Genomic DNA, 18,307 nt, shown 5'->3' on the forward strand with positions numbered 1-18,307 from the left:
GGAACAGAACCGCCCACCAGTCCGGCGCGCTTTACTTCATTCCGCTTAGTTCCAACGTGTTCCCATGAGCTACTGTGCTTCACGTTTTCGTTCGGTCCGACGGCGATCATCCGAGGTGATGGTCGGCGACGTCGGGGTCGGCGGGCTTTATCCTCTGCGCGTGCAGTCGATGACGACCACCAACACTCAGGACGTGGCGGCCACCGTGAAACAGGCCATCGCGCTGGCCGAGGTGGGTTGTGAAATCGTGCGAGTGACCGCTCCCAACAAAGCCGCGGCCCGCGCCCTCAAGGATATTCGGTCCGAATTCAGCGCCGCCGGTTTCGCCTCGGTCCCGCTGGTGGCGGACATTCATTTTCTCCCCTCCGCCGCCATGGAAGCGGTCGAACACGTTGAGAAAGTCCGGGTAAACCCCGGCAATTACGCCGACAAGAAGAAGTTCGCCGTGCAGGAGTATTCAGATTCCGCCTACGAGGAGGAATTGGCCCGGTTGCACGAGGCGTTCTCCCCGCTGGTGAAACGCTCCCGCGAGCTCGGTCGCGCCATGCGCATCGGCACCAACCACGGTTCGCTCTCCGATCGCATCATGAACCGCTACGGCGATACGCCGCTCGGCATGGTGGAAAGCGCGTTGGAGTTTCTGCGCATCGCCGAAAGCCACGACTACCACGCCATCGTGCTGTCGATGAAAGCCTCGAACCCCAAGGTGATGATCGAAGCCTACCGTTTGCTGGTAAAACGGATGGCGGAGGAATCCATGCACTACCCGCTCCACCTCGGTGTGACCGAGGCCGGGGACGGCGAGGATGGTCGCATCAAGAGCGCCATCGGGATCGGCAGTCTGCTCCTCGACGGACTGGGCGACACCATCCGGGTTTCACTCACGGAAGATCCCGTCTACGAAATCCCCGTCGCCCAGGCATTGGCTGCCAAAGCCATGGCCACTTGGTCGGGCGATACGGTTCCGGCCGACCAATTTCCCATTGAGCCCGCGGACCCGCTGGACCCGTTTCACTTCAATCGTCGCGACGTGCGGTCGCTCGACCTCGGCGATGGTGCTTTGGTCGGCCCCGAACAGCCCCCACGCGTGATCGTAAGTGCGCCCGACGTGGCGGCCCTGCCGGACTTCGCCACCGCGCTGAAGAACCCGACGCTCAAGGACAATCCCCCGGAAGGGATCCGGGTGCCGATCGAAACCCCGGCCGATCTCAAGACCCTGCGCGATCTGAGTCTTGATCTGCCCGCCACGTTTCTGGTGTTGGACCTCAACCCTGATCTCACCGTCGATGATCTCGCGCCGACCCTGGAGGCGGCCTCGGGCTCTTTGATCCTGCTGCGGGAGTTTGCTTCCGGCAGCAGCGCGTTGCTCGCCAGCTGGCTCGATCAGCTGCGCGCCAGTCCCCGCCACACCCTGGCCGTGGCAGCATCTCCCGCCGCGCTGGCGTCTCTGGCTTCGGTTCTCACCACCGCCGGCGAAGCCCGCGTCATCGTCACCCTCGCCGACCATCGGCCGAGTCCTCAGTCGCCCGAACACGCCGTCGGCACCTACCGTCGACTCGCCGCGACGCTGCACACCCACGGATCGCGCACGCCACTGTGGATTCGCAACACCCCCGGCACCGCCTTGGCCGGTGACAAGAGTTTCCTCTCCCGGCTGCTGGACGCCTCGATGCTCACCGGCTCGCTCCTCTGCGACGGGTTGGGCGACATGGTCAGCCTGGAAACCGAAGGCGACGCCGTTCGCGCCGTGAAACTCGCTTACAACGTGCTGCAAGGCGCGGGCGCCCGCATCACCAAGACCGAGTTCGTCGCCTGCCCCTCCTGCGGTCGCACGTTGTTTGATCTGCAATCCACCACCCAACGCATCCGTGAACAGACCGGTCACCTGAAAGGGGTGAAAATTGCCATCATGGGTTGTATCGTCAACGGGCCGGGAGAGATGGCCGACGCCGACTTTGGCTACGTCGGCGGGGCGCCCGGAAAGATCAATCTCTACGTCGGCAAGACCTGCGTCCAATACAACATCCCGCAAAAAAATGCGGATGCTCGATTAATCGAACTCATCCGCGAACACGGAAAGTGGGTCGATCCGGACCACGTCGCAGCGGTTTGAAACCCACTCGTGACGCTCTCGTAACAAAACAAACACTACGAGTCCGGTCCCGATTTCATGACTCTTAGGAGGGGGGAACCGCGATTTGTAGTGCTCCAGACCTTACGCCAAAAACCACCCCCGGCGGCACCGGTTTTCCCGCCTTTAAAGCAACAGTAAAATGTTAAAAAGTTATCCGCTCGCCGTTGTGAATAACTTGTTGGAAAGTTCGCCTTGAAACCCTAAATCGCCTGCCCGTTTACTCCTCCCCCTCCACTTCACCCCGACCACGTGATTTGGAACGCTCTTTTCCACTCCTAATCGTCAGATCTCCAGCCGATCTCGTAACCTTTGACCCTACCCCCTGAATACCAGAAGCTTACAGCAAACATCACCTTAATGGTGCGCACGCTTCGCCTATTCCCCTCCCTTTTTGTTACGATCCCGCCCTTAGCTGGATTTTTCGATTCAGGCGTGCCTTCCCTGCGTTCCCAACCACATTGTGAATAAAACCGTATCGTCGCCTGAATTTAATGCCCGCCGTAACATCGTCTTCATCTCTCTGGGAAACCGCCAAACAGGACTTTAAAACCCTGTTTCCGGAGGACGTTTTCCAGCTTTGGTTCGAGCCGCTCGTGTGTCTCGATACCGCCGAGGACAGTCTGACCTTGGGTGTGCCCAACGACTTCGCTGCAATTTGGATCCACGACAACTACCTGGACCTGATCATCCAGCGTCTGCGCCTCACGGCGGGTCGTGATATCAAAGTCGCCTTGAAGAAGGCGGATACCCCCAGCACCCCGCCCGCTCCGGCCCGTTCGAACCGCTTGCGCGCCGCCGAACCGGAAGTCGCGCCGAAGCGTCCCTCCGGTCGCCGGACCGGCCTGTCCCATACCGCCGGAGCCCATGCGGGGAACCTCAACCCACGCAATACGTTCGAAAATTTCGTAGTCGGCAGCAACAACCAGATGGCGCAAGCCGCCTCGCTCGCCGTGGCGCAGTCGCCCGCGCAGGCTTACAATCCACTCTTCCTCTACGGCGATACCGGACTGGGTAAAACCCACCTCATGCATGCGATCGGGCATGCCATCCTCCGCCAGAAACCGGATGCCCGGGTGGCGTATCTCTCCACCGAGAAATTCACCAACGAGTTCATCCAAGGCCTGCAGGAAAACGCCCTCGTCAAATTCCGCCAACGCTACCGCAACGTCGACGTGCTGCTGCTCGACGATGTGCAGTTCCTCGGCGGCAAGGAGCGCATTCAGGAAGAGTTCTTCCACACCTTTAACGATCTCTTCGAATCCGGTAAACAGATCGTGCTCTCGAGCGATCGCCGCGCCTCGGAAATCGCCAAACTCGAAGCCCGTCTCGTCTCGCGTTTCGAATGGGGACTGCCAGCCGACATCCACGCCCCCGATTTTGAAACGCGCGTGGCCATCCTGCGCACCAAGGCCAAGAGCCTCAAACTCGAGGTGCCGCCCGAGGTCATCACCTTCGTCGCCCAAAACATCGCGAAGAACATCCGCCGTCTCGAAGGCGCTCTCATCAAAGTCGCCAGCTACGCCTCGCTCACCGGCAAACACCTCGACGTGCCCACCACCGAGATGCTGCTCCAGGACGTGCTCATGGAGCAGGCGCAGAACATGCTCACGATCGAAACGATCCAAAAGCGTGTCGCCGACCACTTTCAGATCCGCTTGTCCGACATGACCAGCAAGCGTCGCCCCAACAACATCGCCATTCCCCGCCAGATCGCGATGTATCTGTCCCGCACCCTGACCAAGCACTCGCTGCAGGAAATCGGTGACATGTATGGAGGCCGCGATCACGGCACCGTCATCCACGCCTGCAAAGCGGTGGACAACATGATGGAGCAGGACCAGACCATGCGCAGCAGCATCGAGTTTCTGCGCAACCAGCTGAGCCGCTAAGATCGCGCGTTCGCCGGTCGGAGACCGCAGCCCGGCAGCCTCTGCTTTCGTAGGTGTTGCGAGACTGCTGAACTTGCGCATCGGTTACCCGAAATCCATTATTCCGCCATGTCCCTTTCCTCTGAACAAACCCTGACCGTCTCCCAATGGGTCAAAGACGGCGCCACCCTCTCCGAAGTGCAAAAGCGCATTCTCGAAGAGTTCAAACTCTCCATGACCTACATGGACGTGCGATTTCTGGTCGATGACCTCGACCTCACCCTCGTCGACCATGCCCCCAAGGCCGATGCCAGCGATGTCAGCAAGACGCCGCCACCGCCGCCCAAACCCAAGGCACCTGCCCCGGCCGCTCCGGGCGCGACCGACCAAGACCTTCCGGCTGAAGACGCCGAGGCGTTCCCCGTCGGCACCGTTACACTCGACGTTGACAACGTGACCTTGATTCCGGGCGCCATCGCGAGTGGCTCCGTGACGTTCAGCGACGGCGTCACCGGCAAATGGATTGTGGACCACCAGGGACGTCCCGGCTTCACCGAAGTCAGTCAGGACGGCTACCAACCTTCGCCCGAAGATGCGCAGATGTTCATGCAGGAACTCAGCGCGGCGCTTCGCGCCAAAGGCATGGGATAAAGTGGCCCGGCCGAGCCGAGCGAAACACCGGGTCTTCAGATCCGAAACGAGGGGAAACGGAACTCAGGGAGCCAGGTTGGGTCCTCATAGGCTACCCCAACCTACCCCGCCATGCCTACAATTCTTCGTAACCTGTGCTCCGGCATGGGTGCCCTCCTCTTCGGGGCCGCGCCTGTTCTCTCAGCACAGACTCCCTATATTCTGATCGAAGCGGAGACGCTGACCGGCCAACCCGACACCACCTTCACGGACCTCAACGACGTCGGCCAAATCGTCGGCTACTACGCGATCTCTTCCACGCGGGACAACGCGTTCGTCTGGCAAAGCGGCCGCTCGACCCGTTTGCCCCAGATGCCGGACGGCATCTCCACGCGAGCGGTGGGCATCAATGCCCACGGTCAAATCGTCGGAAGTTCATCGGCCACGTATCAATACTTTCATGCGGTCACCTGGATCGACGGCGACATCAACATTCTCGACCCCGCGGCCAGCTCACCGAGTTGGGGAGACGCGATCAACGATCTCGGGCACATTGCCGGCCGCTACTACGAGTTCGGGACCAACAACGGCGTGCAGCCCTTCATCCGCGCCGGAGAGGATCTCGACTTTTTCTACGATAACGCCGCCTCCGTTTCCATCACCACCCTCAACACCCGTGGCACCACCGGGGGCTCCGTGCAGGTCCAGTCCGGGGAACCACCCCGGGGCTGGTTTCGCACCTCCGGTCTTTCGAACCCTCGCTTCGTCGGCATCAGCGGCTCGCCGCAGGGCACGGTCAACGACATCAACGCCTCCGATCAGGCGACCGGAGGCAGTGTGCTTCCCGCGGGTGGCGGCCTCACTCACGCCTTTCGCTATGAACGCACGGACGGGTTCACCACCGTTCTGGATCTGAATCCCCCCGGGGCTTGGCAAAGCAACGGACACGTCATCACCGATGACGGCACGGTATACGGCTGGGTTCAATTCGACGCCAACGAGGACGGCCGCATCGCCCAAATCGACGGCGCCGATACCATCGATATTTCCGGCGCGACCATCGGCGCAGACGCATGGAACCTGCGCGGTGTCATCGCTCGAAACAACGCAGGCTGGTTACTCGGCAGTGGCCTGCACCGTGATGATATTTTTAACGTGGTGCATTATCTACTTCTGCCGCGTGAAGCCGCCACGAGCGTGTTCAGCAACCTGTCGGTCAGAGCTAATTTAACCGCCCATACACCGTTGATCGTCGGCACCGTCGCCACGGGGGGCGCTCGCGAGGTGCTCGTGCGGGGCATCGGGCCGGGACTCTCCCCGTATGTCACCGATACCCCTTCGCTGGCCGCCGATCCCCGACTTGCCGTGTTTGATTCCAGTCAAAACCAGCAAACCGCCAACGACAATTGGGGCGGGACTCCCGAACTCATCGCGGCGGTCACCGCCAGCCAATCCTTCCCGCTCGATCCGGCCAGCCTCGACGCCATGGCACTCGCCACCATCAGCGGTCCCACCTCCGCCCACGTCACCGACGACGCCGCCGGCCTCGCGTTGATCGAACTCTACGACCTCAGCGTCGCCGACGCCGACAACCGTCTCACCAACCTCTCCGCCCGCTACGAGGTGGGCACGGGCAGCAACATCCTTATCGCGGGCTTCATCATTTCCGGCAGCGGAGCCAAGACCGTGCTCGTCCGCGGCATCGGACCCGGCTTGGAGGCGTTCGACGTCGCGGGCGCGCTCGACGACCCTCAGATCACCATCCTCGACAGCGCGGGCAACATCATCGCCCGCAACGACGACTGGAGCAGCAACCTCGGATCCGTTTTTACCGCCGCCGGCGCGTTCGAACTCGCCGCCGGCAGCAAGGACGCCGCGCTGGTGCTCCCCCTTTGGCCGGGCGCCTACACCGTCCACCTCAGCGGCGTCGCCCAAACCACCGGCCAAGGCCTCATCGAAATCTACGACCTCGATCTTTGATCACGCGGGCGCTCGCCGAATCACGAAAATCTGCCCGAATTTCGCCGCCCGGTTTCCCCGGGACGGCCACGATGGAGGTTCAGGCCACCGCATCGGTGACCTGCTGCTAGTCAGGCAGTAAGGCGGGCCGGGGCCAACCGAATACGATCCTCCCGAGCGCGGGTTCTTCCCAAGTTCGGCGCCGACACCATGAAACTATTTAGGGCAAATCTCGTCTCATTGAAAGACACGTGAATACCACGCCATCGTTTTTCGTCACAACTGCCATGAACCTCTCGTTTGCTTCCTTTTCTCGCCGCACCCGCTTGGGGGCGGTCCTCGTTCTCGCCCTGCTGGGTGGAGGCGTCACGCACGCGGTCGCCGATGGTCGCGTTTCAGTTTCCCTCGGGGTCGGCGTGCCCATCGGGGGTCGCGAGTTTCGTCACGGCCCCGACCGCTACTACGCCTACCGCGGCGAATACTACCGGTGGGATCGCGGTCGCTACTACCGCGCCGCTCCTCCCCGCGGATACTACGTCAATACGTTGCCACCTCATTACACGCGGGTGGTCGTCGGCCGCGATGTCTACTACCGGGCGGACCACGTCTATTATCGCCCCTACGGCAACCGCTACGAGATCGTGGAGATCCCCGTGGTCGAGGAACGTTACACCCCTCCTGCACGTGTGAGCTCACCCCCGCCAAAAAACGACGCTTTGGTCGCCGTCTGGCTGGATGACACCCGCTACCTGTTGGAGAAAGGCGAGTATTTCAAAAACTCCAGCAAGGGTCGCGTGTGGGTGCCGACGCCGGTCGGTGCCAAGATAAAGTCCTTGCCGATCGGAGCCATGACCGTGTGGCACGAGGAAAACGAATACTTCGAGTTTGACGGCGGTTATTTCCGTCGCACCCCCGAAGGCTTCAAGGTCGTCGAAGCCCCGTGGAAAGTCGAAGGCGGAAAACCCGCCGCCGCCAGCACCAGTTGACACCGTAAACAACGAGAAGCGGGACCAGTATCTCGTTGTCAGTTTGAGCGGAGGATCGTAGGCACGGCGGCTCATCGCGTTACCACGGCTGGCCGCCCTCGTATCTCATGATTACTCTGCCCCTCTCCCGCATCGTAGCCAGCGTAGCGCTAAGCTTGCTGGCTTCTCTGGCCCTCAGCGCCGCCAAACTTGAATATCGTTTTACGACGATCGCATCCGCCTCCGGTGGTTCGGGTTTTACCGACGGCCCCGTCGCCACGGCGCATTTTCGCACGCCAACGGGAGTTAGTCTCGATTCTGCCGGCAACATTTATGTGGCCGATCGCGAAAACCACGTCGTTCGCAAAATCTCTCCGCAGGGATGGGTAAGCACCATCGCGGGAGTTCCCGGCACCGAGGGCAACACCGATGGTCCGTCGGGCGTGGCCCTCTTCAGCAACCCGCAGGACGTCGCCGTGGCGGCCGACGGCTCGGTCTACGTGGCCAATAGCGGATCATATCCCGCGATTCGACGCATCGGAACTGATGGACAGACGACCACCGTGGTAAGTTCCGGTTTCGTAGCCCCGGTGAGCTTGGCCTTCGCCCCGGACGGCACGACACTTTACGTCGCCGACTCCACTCAAAACGCCATCTATAAGGTGACCGGCTCCGGCACAATGTCCCTGCTCGCCGGCGGCGCGGGAGCCGGCAGCGCAGACGGTCTGGGATCAGCCGCTCAATTCAATTCGCCCCGAGCCCTCGCGGTGGATGCAAGCGGCCAAATCTATGTGGCCGACACATTGAACTACACCGTGCGACTCGTATCGCCCACGGGTGCCGTCACCACGTTTGCGGGAACCCCCGGCGGGTTCATTTCCATCGGCACCCATCGCACGACCGCCAGCTTCTACATGGTGGATGGCGTCGCGGTTGATTCCGCCGGAAACGTCTTCGCCGCCAGCCGATCAGTCGTTTGGAAAATAAACGCCGCCGGTGACGTGAGTGCCTTCGCCGGCAACGGCGCGTCGACCCCCTTTGAACCCACCCAGTTCTCCGACGGTTCTACAAACGCCTCGAAGTTTGAAACCCCGGACGACATCTCGGTGGATGCCTCCGGCGCGCTGGTGATCGCGGACTCCAACAACCACGCCATTCGCCGGGTAAGTATCGAGGGGAACGTTTCCACCATTGTCGGCGGACCCGACTGGGCGGCAACCGGAATGGCAGGTCCCACGGGCGCCTCGCTGCTGCCTGATGGCAACGCGTTGGTTTCGGTCACCGGCAGCGGCACCGTCGTTCACGTCACTCCTGAAGGTGCCGTCAGCGCCTACGCTGGCACGGAAGGTAATATTCCGCGAATCATCGTTGAGCCTGGACTTGTTCGCACCGAGCGCACGGTCGACAACACCCGGGCGCATTTCTTTGCCTCGTCGATTGCCATCGATCAGGCGGGAAACATTTACGCACCTCACGGCCATGCCATCCGCCGGATGAACTCGGCTGGGTTGGTTCAGATCATGGCCGGATCGGACAGCGAGTCGGGCTCCACCGACGGGATGGGCACGTCTGCTCGCTTTAAAAACCCGGGGGCCATGACCGTCGATTCTCTGGGCAATGTATACGTGGCCGACTATGGCAATTTCACCATTCGCCGTATCAGTCCGAGCGGCAATGTCACCACCTTCGCCGGCGCACCCGGACTGCGGGGTTCGACGGATGGCCTGGGCACCGCCGCCCGACTCGATCTGGTCTCCAGCATCACGATCGACGCGACCGACAACCTGTGGGTCGGCAGTGGATCGACCATCAAAATGGTTACTCCCGCCGGCCTCGTCACCACGATCGCCGGACAATCCAACATCTCCAGCTACTTGGACGGCACCGGCTTGAACGCGCTGCTGGGCCACACGATGCATCTATCGTTCGATCCCGAAGGAAATCTGCTGATTGCCGACAGTTCAAACAGCGCCATTCGCCAGATGGCTCCCGACACCACCATAACCACCCTGGGCGGAGATCGTGGCATCCGGGCCTCCGTTGACGGCGTGGGCACGGACGCTCGGTTCAATCAACCCGGCGGCATCACGGTATTCCCCAATGGTAATATCCTCGTCGCCGATACCGCCAACAACCAGCTGCGTCTGGGCGTGCCCGTTTACACGTCGGAGGCTTTCTTCGGCACCTACTTTGGCACGACTGCTCAGGGCACTCCATGGGCCCTCTGGCTTGAGCGGCCGGGTCAGGGGCGTTTCTCCATTCACTTACCCGAAAGCGATTCGGTCCTCCTCGCCGATATCGTCCTGGACGAGCGGGACGACTTCACCGCGTCGGCGGTTGAGATCTTAAAGGAAGGGACCGGGGTGTCACCGCGCACCATCGCCCTCCAAGGATCCATCGACGAGGAGTCTCAAGGCGTCGTCAACGTCATCGGGGAGCTCACCACGCTCGGCGAATCCTTCACCGGACAGTTTCCGCGGACCGGCGGAGGCACGCCCTTTTCGGGCTCCTACTATACCGCGATTGCCCTCGGGACCGCGATTGGGGAAATCCGCACTTCCATCGGCTACAGTGGTGATTTTCTCAGTGTGATCATCATGCCCGATCACATGGACAGCGCCCGCGGGGTGCTCGACGCCAATGGCCAGGCAACCGTGACCACGAACGATGGCTACACATTTGAACTGTCGATCAACCCGGACGCCCGCACGATGTCAGCGACGCTCACCGCCCCGGCGAGCTCCACCGTGCGTTCTGCGGCGCAACACCCCACCGCCCGCGACGGACACGCCGGGGGCCAGGCGGACGAACTCAATGTCATTCATTTCGCGGGTCTGGTCGCCGGGGTCGATCCGGCCACCCGCCTGAATAATTTGTCAGTGCGCAGCCAGGCCGGTTCCGGTGCCCAAACACTCGTGCTCGGATTTGTGATTACCGGAGATGCCGAAAAATCGGTGCTCGTCCGGGGTATCGGTCCCGCTTTGACCGCCTTCGACGTTCCCGGCGCGCTGGTTGATCCGCGGCTGCGCATCTTCGGATCCGCCAGCAGTGAAATCCCTTTGGCGGAAAACAATGATTGGGCCGGCGATGCGTCCCTCCGCACGGCCTTCGTCGCCTTGGGCGCGTTTGCCTTGGACGACAGTTCAAGGGATGCCGCGCTGCTCCAATCGCTGTCAGCCGGAGCTTTCACTGCCCAAGTGGCCGGCAGCGGCGGAGAAAGCGGCATCGCGCTGGTTGAAGCCTACGATGTCGATGGCCGCCAGACGGAGCGCTTCGTCAACCTGTCCGCCCGCACCGTGGTCGGAACCGGAGCAGATGTGTTGACCGCTGGTTTTGTCATCGCAGGCAACAGCCCGATTCGTCTGCTGGTGCGCGGCGTGGGTCCCACACTCACTTCGTTCGGGGTGGACGGCGCTTTGGTCGACCCGGTGCTTCGCCTCTTCGACAGCGATCAAAACCTAACGGCGGAAAACGATAATTGGGGAGGCGGCCAATCGATCGTGGAGGCCGCTGCCACGGTGGGCGCGTTCGAACTGGCTGCCAGCGCCAGTGCCGATGCCGCCTTGCTCGTCACCTTGATGCCCGGTGCCTACACCATTCAGGTGGGCGGCGTCGACGACACCACCGGTGTCGCCTTGGTTGAGGTCTACGAGGTGCCTTGAACGGCCGCGTCGTCCGCCAACATCCGCCGCAGCTCGGCCTCATCGATGACGGTGACGCCGAGCTTTTCGGCTTTGGCGAGTTTGGAACCCGCCTCGCTACCGGCTACCACGTAGCTGGTTTTCTTGCTGACGCTGCCGCTGACTTTGCCGCCCGCCGCTTCGATCATGTCCGCCGCCTCATTGCGCGTGAGCGTCGGTAACGTGCCGGTGAGCACAAACGTTTGCCCGGCGAAAAGCGTGCCTCCCGCACCGGTGGTCGGAGTCTCGGGATTCACTCCGGCAGCGATCAGGTCATTGACCAATTGCCGGTTATAGTCGTCGGCAAAAAATCCCATGATCGCGTCGGCCATGGTTTTTCCGATGCCACTGATCACCGACTCCTTGTCGCGCAGATAGTGTTCGATCGTCGCATCGGCGAGCGCGGTGAGACTGCCAAACACGCGGGCCAAGTCCTTGGCCGCCGCCGTGCCCACGTGCGTGATGCCGAGGCCGTGGATGAAGCGCCACAACTCCGCCGTTTTGCTGGCTTCGATCGCGGCGAGGAGCTTGTCCGTCGACTTGTCGACGTTCTTGCCCAGCGTGAGCAAATTGTCGCGATCGAGATGATACAGATCGGGCAGGCATTTGACCCAGCCTTGCTCCACCAACTGATCCACCATCGCTTCGCCCAAACCTTCGATGTCGAGACAGGCCCGCGAAGCAAAGTGCTGCACGCGGCGGCGCACTTGCACGGGACACTCGCGATTCGGACAACGCACCGCGACTTCGCCTTCGACTTGAATCGCGGTCGTCCCGCACGCCGGGCACTGTTCGGGGAACACAAAAGGTTCACATGTCGGTGCCCGTTTTTGCAGGTTCACCGCGATCACAGCCGGGATGATTTCACCCGCTTTTTCGACCGAGACGAAATCACCGATCCGGATGTCTTTGCGGGCGATCTCGTCGCGGTTGTGCAACGTGGCGCGGGAAACCGTGGTGCCGGCGAGCTGCACGGGTTCGAGCTCCGCCACCGGTGTGAGCACGCCCGTGCGGCCGACCTGGATCGTGATATTGCGCAACTGGGTCTCGGCGCGTTCGGCTTCGAATTTGTAAGCCATGGCCCAACGGGGAGCCTTGCTGGTGGCTCCAAGCGTGCGTTGCAGCGCGATGGCATCGAGTTTCACCACCGCCCCATCGGTGGCGTAGGCAAAGGACTCGCGCAGCACGTCGAGCTCGCGGATCGCCGCCAGCACCTCGTCGGCATTGTGCGCGACCCACTGACGTTCCACGGTGGGCAGCCCCCACGCTTTGACCCATTGGAAAAACTGTTGCTGCGTCTCGGGCAGGGCTTCGACCGGCTCCGTATAACCACGACCGTAAAGCACGATTTCAAGTTTCCGCTGCGCCACGACACTCGGATCGAGCTGCTTGATCGTGCCCGCCGCCAGATTGCGGGGATTGGCATACAAGGCCTCGCCCGCTTCCTCGCGCTCGGCGTTGATGCGCTGAAACTCCTCGGTGGAAAGATAGATTTCCCCGCGGATCTCGATCAAATCGGGCACCGGTGCGTCGGCCGACGCCTTCAGCTGCGTCGGTAACGTCGCAATCGTCCGCGCATTGGCGGTGATGTCGTCTCCCTCGACGCCGTTGCCCCGCGTGACCGCTCGCACCAGTTTGCCTCGCTCGTAGGTCACGCTGACCGCCAGGCCGTCGATTTTGGGCTCCACCACGAGACTGAATTCCTCGCGTTCCAACTCCCGCACCAACCGGGCGTGAAACTCACGCATCTCGTCATCCGAGTAGGTGTTGTCCAGACTCATCATGCGCTCGCGATGCGTATAGGATTGGAAACCTTCGCTGCGGTCGTCACCCACCTGCTGCGTCGGCGACGTGGCGACGGCGAACAACGGATATTCCTCCTCCAAGTCCGCCAGTTCACGCTTTAGCGCATCGTAGTCGCGGTCCGCGATTTCCGGCTCCGCCTGACGGTAATACAGCTCATCATGGCGCGCGAGATTTGCGCGCAGTTCGGCCATGCGTTGTTCCGTTTCTGTCGGGGTCATGTGACGCTATCTGGCACCACGACTCACGACTTGGCAACCGGCGCAGGGCGTGAACGCCAAAGATTTTTCTCCAGCAACAACCGGTAACGTTTCCAATGGGTGTAAATCAGCACCGCGGTCAGCGCACCCAACGTATCCGCCACCCAGTCGGCCACCTCCACAGAGCGACCGGGCGTGAAGCTCTGCCGCCACTCGTCGACCAATCCATAGAGTGACGCGAGTAGAATGCCGACCCACCAGCGTCCCGGGCGCTGGGTTCGGGCGATGAGCGTCCCCAACAAGCCGAAGACCGCGAAATGGGTAATCTTGTCGATGTTGATCACGGGTGGCACCGCCACTTGCCCGCGGCCGGACGCGACGAAAATCATGACCGCCATCAACAGGGGCCATGCCCAGTGGCCCCGGGCATTCGCCTTTTTTTCCGACGAGGCTTCGGTCGCCTCCCTCATTCGCCGTAGTGCGTCCACATGCGTAATATCAAAACGATCTTTTTTTCTTCGAAGACTTCGTAAACGAGACGGTGCTGGATATTAATTCTTCGCGAATAACACCCTTCGAGCGATCCCACCAATGGCTCGAAACGCGGTGGCGATTGCATTGGATCGGTCCGTAATATCTCGATCAATTTTTCCGCTTTCTGCTTGTGTGCACTCCTGGCGAGTTTCTTCGCGTCGTGCTGCGCCTGTCGCGAAAAAAGAACGGTATAGCTCACCAGTCCAAATGCTCCGAAGCGGCTTCGACGCCTTCGTCACGCGCCTTCTGAATCGACTCCACCAATCCTGGCACTGAATGTAGATGCAGAGTCTCGCGAATCGCTCGCCAATCGCCCTCTGAGATCAACACCGCATTCCCACGTTTGCCGGTAATCTGGACGGGCTCATGGGACGCATTCGCCTCATCAATGAGCGCATACAAACTACCCCGAGCTTTGGTGGCGGTGACAGTGGTCATACGTAAAAACGTGCGCTATCCCGCACGCATGTCAATTCTGGGGACTACCGCCGGAATGCTTCATCAGGCTTAAGTTGCACCGCGTCGTAAGCGCAGACTTCGCTCAATGCTTTCCACGAGCCTAACGCTTCCTCTCGAGCCCAGAAACGTTTCGAAAACAGAAAGCTGTCAGAGCCACGCAACGACCACATACCCGAGGCCACGGCCAGTAGCCGTCCGTTTCCCGATGAACCGCAGCAGACGAACTTGCCAATTCGTTTCCATCCCCCGTGTTGGCGTAGCGAGCACGGGGGGCACCGACGTTCGCCGTCCGTCTCCGATTTTCCTTTCAAATGGTCGGGCCGGGGAGATTCGAACTCCCGACCTCTTGCACCCCATGCAAGCGCGCTACCAGGCTACGCTACGGCCCGAACCGAAAGGAGGGCCCACAATCGGTATCCCTCGGAGTGAAGCAAGCGGTTTTTTCACCAGTCTTCCGCTCTTCCCCTTCCGCAGGTGCGGAAACGATCGCAAGCCATGCGTAGCGTCACCGCCCGGGTTGAGCTATATTGGCCTCATGAAAACGATACTCACCCCGGTAGACTTTTCCCCCGCCACGGCCCACGTGCTTGATGCCGCCGTCGACTTGGCCCGCGCCGTGAACGCGAACATCGTCCTACTCCACGTCAATCAGCCCCCCACGGTCACCGCCGACTACGGTCTGGCCATGGAAAACGTCCAGGAAGTCATCGCAGTCAGCGAAAAGGCCTCCAAGAGCCAGCTCAAACACCTGGAATCTCAACTCACCGCGCGCGGCGTCGAGGTAACCACCGTCTCCGGCACCGGACCTTCCGTCCCCACCATCGTGCAAGAGGCCCGCGATCACCATGCGATCTACATCGTCATGGGTTCCCACGGCCACACTGCTTTTTACGATCTGCTGGTCGGGAGCACCACCCACGGCGTCCTCAAGAAAGCCCCCTGCCCCGTGGTCATCGTGCCTCGGCAAAAGGACGACTAAGCCGTCCGATTCCGCCCCCTCCAAGGGTTCACTTCTCCCACGCTCGTCGCATGCCAATCCCGACGATGGCGAGCGTGGCGAGTGAACTCAGCGGCATGAGCACGGCTGCGAACAGCGGACTCATCCATCCCGCCACGGCCAGCCCGACCGCTGTCAGGTTGTAGGCGACCATGAACCCGAGCAGCACGCGTTGGGTGCGGCGGCGCACGTCATTTACCTCAAACAAAGCCCGCAAGCCGCCCAGGCCTTGCCCGAGGTAATAAAAATCGGATTTCTCCGCCAATACGCCCCGGTGAACCACCGGCGTGCCCCGACACCGCGCCGCGTCAAACGCGAGACTGTCATTAGCACCGTCACCGAGCATCAACGCGTCGTGCGCTCCGTGCTCCAGGAGCCAGGCCGCCTTGGCCTGCGGTGTCTGACCGCCATAGGCATTGTCCGGCGGCAGCCCCAGATCACGAGCCATACGGGCGACTTTACCCGTTTCGTCGCCACTGAGAATGAAGGTCTGCAGACCCCGATCAGCCAGCGCCGACATTTCCGCCACTGCATCCGGTCGCAATTGATCCCGAAACACGAATCGTGCCACCGCACACCCCGCGTGACAGAGCACGGTCGCGCCGTCCGCCGGTCCTTGGTCGCGCCACCCGGCGCGGCCCAACGACCAATCGCCCAGCGTCACTCCCGCCCCCACCTGCTCGTGGATCTGCGCGGGAATGAGTTGAGGCAACCGGCCGCGCACCAACTCGGCCAACAGCGTCCGGCTCACCGGATGCGGATTGTCGCGCACCATTGTGAACAGCACCGCCCGCGCCTCCAGCGACAACCGATCCACCTCCCCCGGTTCCGCGAGCACAGGGTTTTCCAGGGTGAGCGTGCCGGTCTTGTCGAAAACGAGTTTCTTAATGTGGACGAGCCGACCCCAGAGATCGCCCGCCCGCACAAACACGCCACGTTTACGCAACGCCACCGTCGCCATCTCATCGGCCAACGGAAACGCCAGGCCCAACGCACACGGACACGACACGACCAGCACCGCCGTCACCACCGCGCCCGCGAGCAACAAGTCGCCGGTGCCCCACCACCAGCCGATTCCGGCCCCACCCGCGATGGCAAAGATCGCCACCAAGTAGGCCTGGATCACTCGCTCAATCAAACGTTCGCCCTCCGTCTCCCGCGTCACGGGTTGCAGCAACTGCGCCAACAACGATTCGTCCCACCCTTGCGTGGCGCACAATCGGATTTCACTCCGCCCGACGTTCTGCGCTCCGCCCGCCACACTCTCACCGGCTCGGAACATCCGTGATTCCGATTCGCCATTGATCCACGCGAGATTCAGATCGGCCCAATCGCTCTCCAACCTTGCCTGCACCGGCACCGTTTGCCCGGTCGGTATCGCAAAACACATGCCGGCCATCAACTGCTCCGGCGGCACTTCGCGCCGAATCCCGTCCGCCTCAAACACCGTGACCTGCGGCGGCGTGGGCTGCTCCTGCAGCAAACGGCGTTGGTTGCGTTCCACCGCCGCCACCTGCGCCCAGCGACCGATCAACATGAGCAGGATGAACCCGCTCACAAAATCGAAATACGTGTAGGCCGGTTGCGCCGTCAGCCACCCATAAAGTGAACCCGCGTAGGCTCCCACAATACCCACCGCGATCGGCAAATCGATATGGATCGCGCCCTCGCGCAGAGCCCGCACCGCCCGGGTGAGAAAATAGCCGCCGCCCGCCAACAAGCTCAACGTGCCAAAACCCAGGGCCAACGTGTCGAACAACCGCGCGTAGGTGAACCCTGCCTCCATGCCGAAGTAAGCCGGCAGGGTGAACAGCATCACGTTCATCACAAACGCCGCACACAGGCCGATGCGTTTCACCAGATCCCGGCTCTCCGAAATCCCCGCCACCGCGGCTCCCGGCGGCCCGAGTAGGTAGTTGAAGCGCTGCAACGTCGCCGCAAAATCGGCCGCTTCAAATGTGGGCTGGGCATCACGCCGCCAACTCAGGCGCAATTGCCCGGTCTGGGCGTTGATCTCGATGCGACCCGCCCCCGGCACTTTGGCAAACAGCCGCTCGATCAGCCACACACACCCGGCGCAGGACAAGCCCTGCACCGCCAGCTGCAGGCGCGGCGTGCGCCCGGTGTCGCTCGCTTGAGTCTCCGCTTCGTGCTGGAGGTTGCGCAGCCAACCATAGTCACGAGTGTGCTCCAGCACAGCGGCCGCCGGCACGGTGACGTCGTCCTTGATCTGGTAATAAGCATCGAGTCCTTCGTCATGCACGAGCCGATACACGTAAGCACAGCCCGCACAGCAAAACGCCTCGTTCGCCGGCGCAGGGGCGCCGCAATGACGGCAATGTGGTTTGAGTGCCGAGCGCTTCGCCGTTTTGGTGGACGTCTTCAGTGGCATAGGAACTGATCCACGGAGGGACCGTCAAAGCCCAGCGTCGCGCGCAGACGCCAACTGATCACCAAGGCGGCCACCACCGCCAACCCCGTCTGAAACCGTGCCAACCCCACCGGTGAAAGATGGCGCCGCAACCACCCAAACTGGGTTTGCGCGAGCCACAGCAGCGGCACCGTGCCGATCCCAAACGCCAACATGAATTCCGCTCCGCGCAGCGCCGATCCCGTCATGGCCGCGAGCGTCACCAAAAAATACAACGGTCCACACGGCAGCAGTGGCGTCAGCGCTCCCATGGCCGCGGCGACCTGCACCCGCGGCCGCGATCGCAGTCGCGCCTGGATTTTCAACGACCACCGCGCCAGCCACACTATGCGCGGCAAGCGATGATCGATTCGCAGCGCCACCAGCACAAAAAACACGACCAGCAACCAGGGCAACCACCGCACCACCGTTTCGGAGAAAAACGCCCGCGGCACCATGCCCATTGCGCCGGCGATCACGCCCAGCGTCGTGTATCCGGCGAGCCGCGACACATGGTAGATGGTATTGATCGTGGTGGCATCAGCCCGATCGCCCTTCGTGGGACCGAGCATGCACGCGAGCGGCCCGCACATGCCGGCACAGTGCAGACTCGTTACGAGTCCCGCCAAGAGTGCGGCGGTCGGGGTGTTGATGGCGGCGAGGTCCAT

At 61.9% G+C, this 18,307-nt stretch carries 13 protein-coding genes and 1 tRNA gene; 7 read left to right on the plus strand and 7 right to left on the minus strand.

The features are described 5' to 3' along the window. Nucleotides 1-64: 64 nt before the first annotated feature. From ispG to PXH66_RS14480, 6 genes are all read left to right on the plus strand, one after another. On the plus strand, nucleotides 65-2,113 hold the full coding sequence (gene ispG / locus PXH66_RS14455) for a (E)-4-hydroxy-3-methylbut-2-enyl-diphosphate synthase (protein WP_330929747.1): 2,049 nt from the start codon (nucleotides 65-67) through the stop codon (nucleotides 2,111-2,113). A 512-nt stretch (nucleotides 2,114-2,625) separates the two neighbouring features. Then, on the plus strand, nucleotides 2,626-4,023 hold the full coding sequence (gene dnaA, locus PXH66_RS14460; protein WP_330929748.1) for a chromosomal replication initiator protein DnaA: 1,398 nt from the start codon (nucleotides 2,626-2,628) through the stop codon (nucleotides 4,021-4,023). Nucleotides 4,024-4,131: 108 nt separating this feature from the next. Beyond that, nucleotides 4,132-4,653, plus strand: coding sequence for a hypothetical protein (locus PXH66_RS14465; RefSeq protein WP_330929749.1), 522 nt, complete (start codon nucleotides 4,132-4,134; stop codon nucleotides 4,651-4,653). A 111-nt stretch (nucleotides 4,654-4,764) separates the two neighbouring features. Beyond that, nucleotides 4,765-6,612, plus strand: a complete 1,848-nt coding sequence (locus PXH66_RS14470; RefSeq protein ID WP_330929750.1) for a hypothetical protein — start codon at nucleotides 4,765-4,767, stop codon at nucleotides 6,610-6,612. Between the two features lie 266 nt (nucleotides 6,613-6,878). After that, entirely contained in the window at nucleotides 6,879-7,577 is a 699-nt protein-coding gene (locus PXH66_RS14475; RefSeq protein WP_330929751.1) for a DUF6515 family protein, read from the plus strand. 107 nt (nucleotides 7,578-7,684) lie between these two features. Further along, nucleotides 7,685-11,218: an NHL domain-containing protein gene (locus PXH66_RS14480; protein ID WP_330929752.1), complete on the plus strand. Its 3,534-nt coding sequence runs from the start codon at nucleotides 7,685-7,687 to the stop codon at nucleotides 11,216-11,218. Here the strand turns inward: PXH66_RS14480 and ligA are convergent. From ligA to PXH66_RS14500, 5 genes are all read right to left on the minus strand, one after another. Further along, nucleotides 11,203-13,260 (minus strand): NAD-dependent DNA ligase LigA, encoded by a 2,058-nt coding sequence (ligA, locus tag PXH66_RS14485; protein WP_330929753.1) that lies wholly within the window; start codon nucleotides 13,258-13,260, stop codon nucleotides 11,203-11,205. The genes PXH66_RS14480 and ligA overlap by 16 nt on opposite strands. A 23-nt stretch (nucleotides 13,261-13,283) precedes the next feature. Further along, nucleotides 13,284-13,628: a VanZ family protein gene (locus PXH66_RS14490; protein ID WP_330929754.1), complete on the minus strand. Its 345-nt coding sequence runs from the start codon at nucleotides 13,626-13,628 to the stop codon at nucleotides 13,284-13,286. 77 nt (nucleotides 13,629-13,705) lie between these two features. After that, a complete protein-coding gene (locus tag PXH66_RS23130) occupies nucleotides 13,706-13,972 on the minus strand; it encodes a Txe/YoeB family addiction module toxin (RefSeq protein ID WP_345781732.1) in 267 nt (88 codons plus the stop codon). Then, the gene (locus tag PXH66_RS14495) at nucleotides 13,969-14,211 is read right to left on the minus strand and encodes a type II toxin-antitoxin system Phd/YefM family antitoxin (RefSeq protein WP_330929755.1); all 243 of its coding nucleotides are present in this window, start codon (nucleotides 14,209-14,211) and stop codon (nucleotides 13,969-13,971) included. Before PXH66_RS14495 ends, PXH66_RS23130 begins: the two co-directional genes overlap by 4 nt. 333 nt (nucleotides 14,212-14,544) lie before the next feature. After that, nucleotides 14,545-14,621: transfer RNA gene (locus PXH66_RS14500), tRNA-Pro, on the minus strand. Between the two features lie 146 nt (nucleotides 14,622-14,767). Between PXH66_RS14500 and PXH66_RS14505 the strand changes: the two genes are divergently transcribed. Beyond that, nucleotides 14,768-15,211 carry a universal stress protein gene (locus PXH66_RS14505; protein WP_330929756.1) on the plus strand — a complete coding sequence of 148 codons (444 nt, stop codon included), beginning with the start codon at nucleotides 14,768-14,770 and terminating at the stop codon, nucleotides 15,209-15,211. Nucleotides 15,212-15,239: 28 nt separating this feature from the next. Here PXH66_RS14505 and PXH66_RS14510 read toward each other — a convergent pair whose 3' ends face one another. Both PXH66_RS14510 and PXH66_RS14515 read right to left on the minus strand, forming a co-directional pair. Further along, nucleotides 15,240-17,621, minus strand: a complete 2,382-nt coding sequence (locus PXH66_RS14510; protein ID WP_330929757.1) for a heavy metal translocating P-type ATPase metal-binding domain-containing protein — start codon at nucleotides 17,619-17,621, stop codon at nucleotides 15,240-15,242. Then, nucleotides 17,612-18,307, minus strand: a complete 696-nt coding sequence (locus PXH66_RS14515) for a sulfite exporter TauE/SafE family protein (RefSeq protein WP_330929758.1) — start codon at nucleotides 18,305-18,307, stop codon at nucleotides 17,612-17,614. Before PXH66_RS14515 ends, PXH66_RS14510 begins: the two co-directional genes overlap by 10 nt.

Origin of the sequence: Synoicihabitans lomoniglobus (assembly GCF_029023725.1) — a bacterium.
In the GTDB taxonomy this organism is placed as follows: domain Bacteria; phylum Verrucomicrobiota; class Verrucomicrobiia; order Opitutales; family Opitutaceae; genus Actomonas; species Actomonas lomonigloba.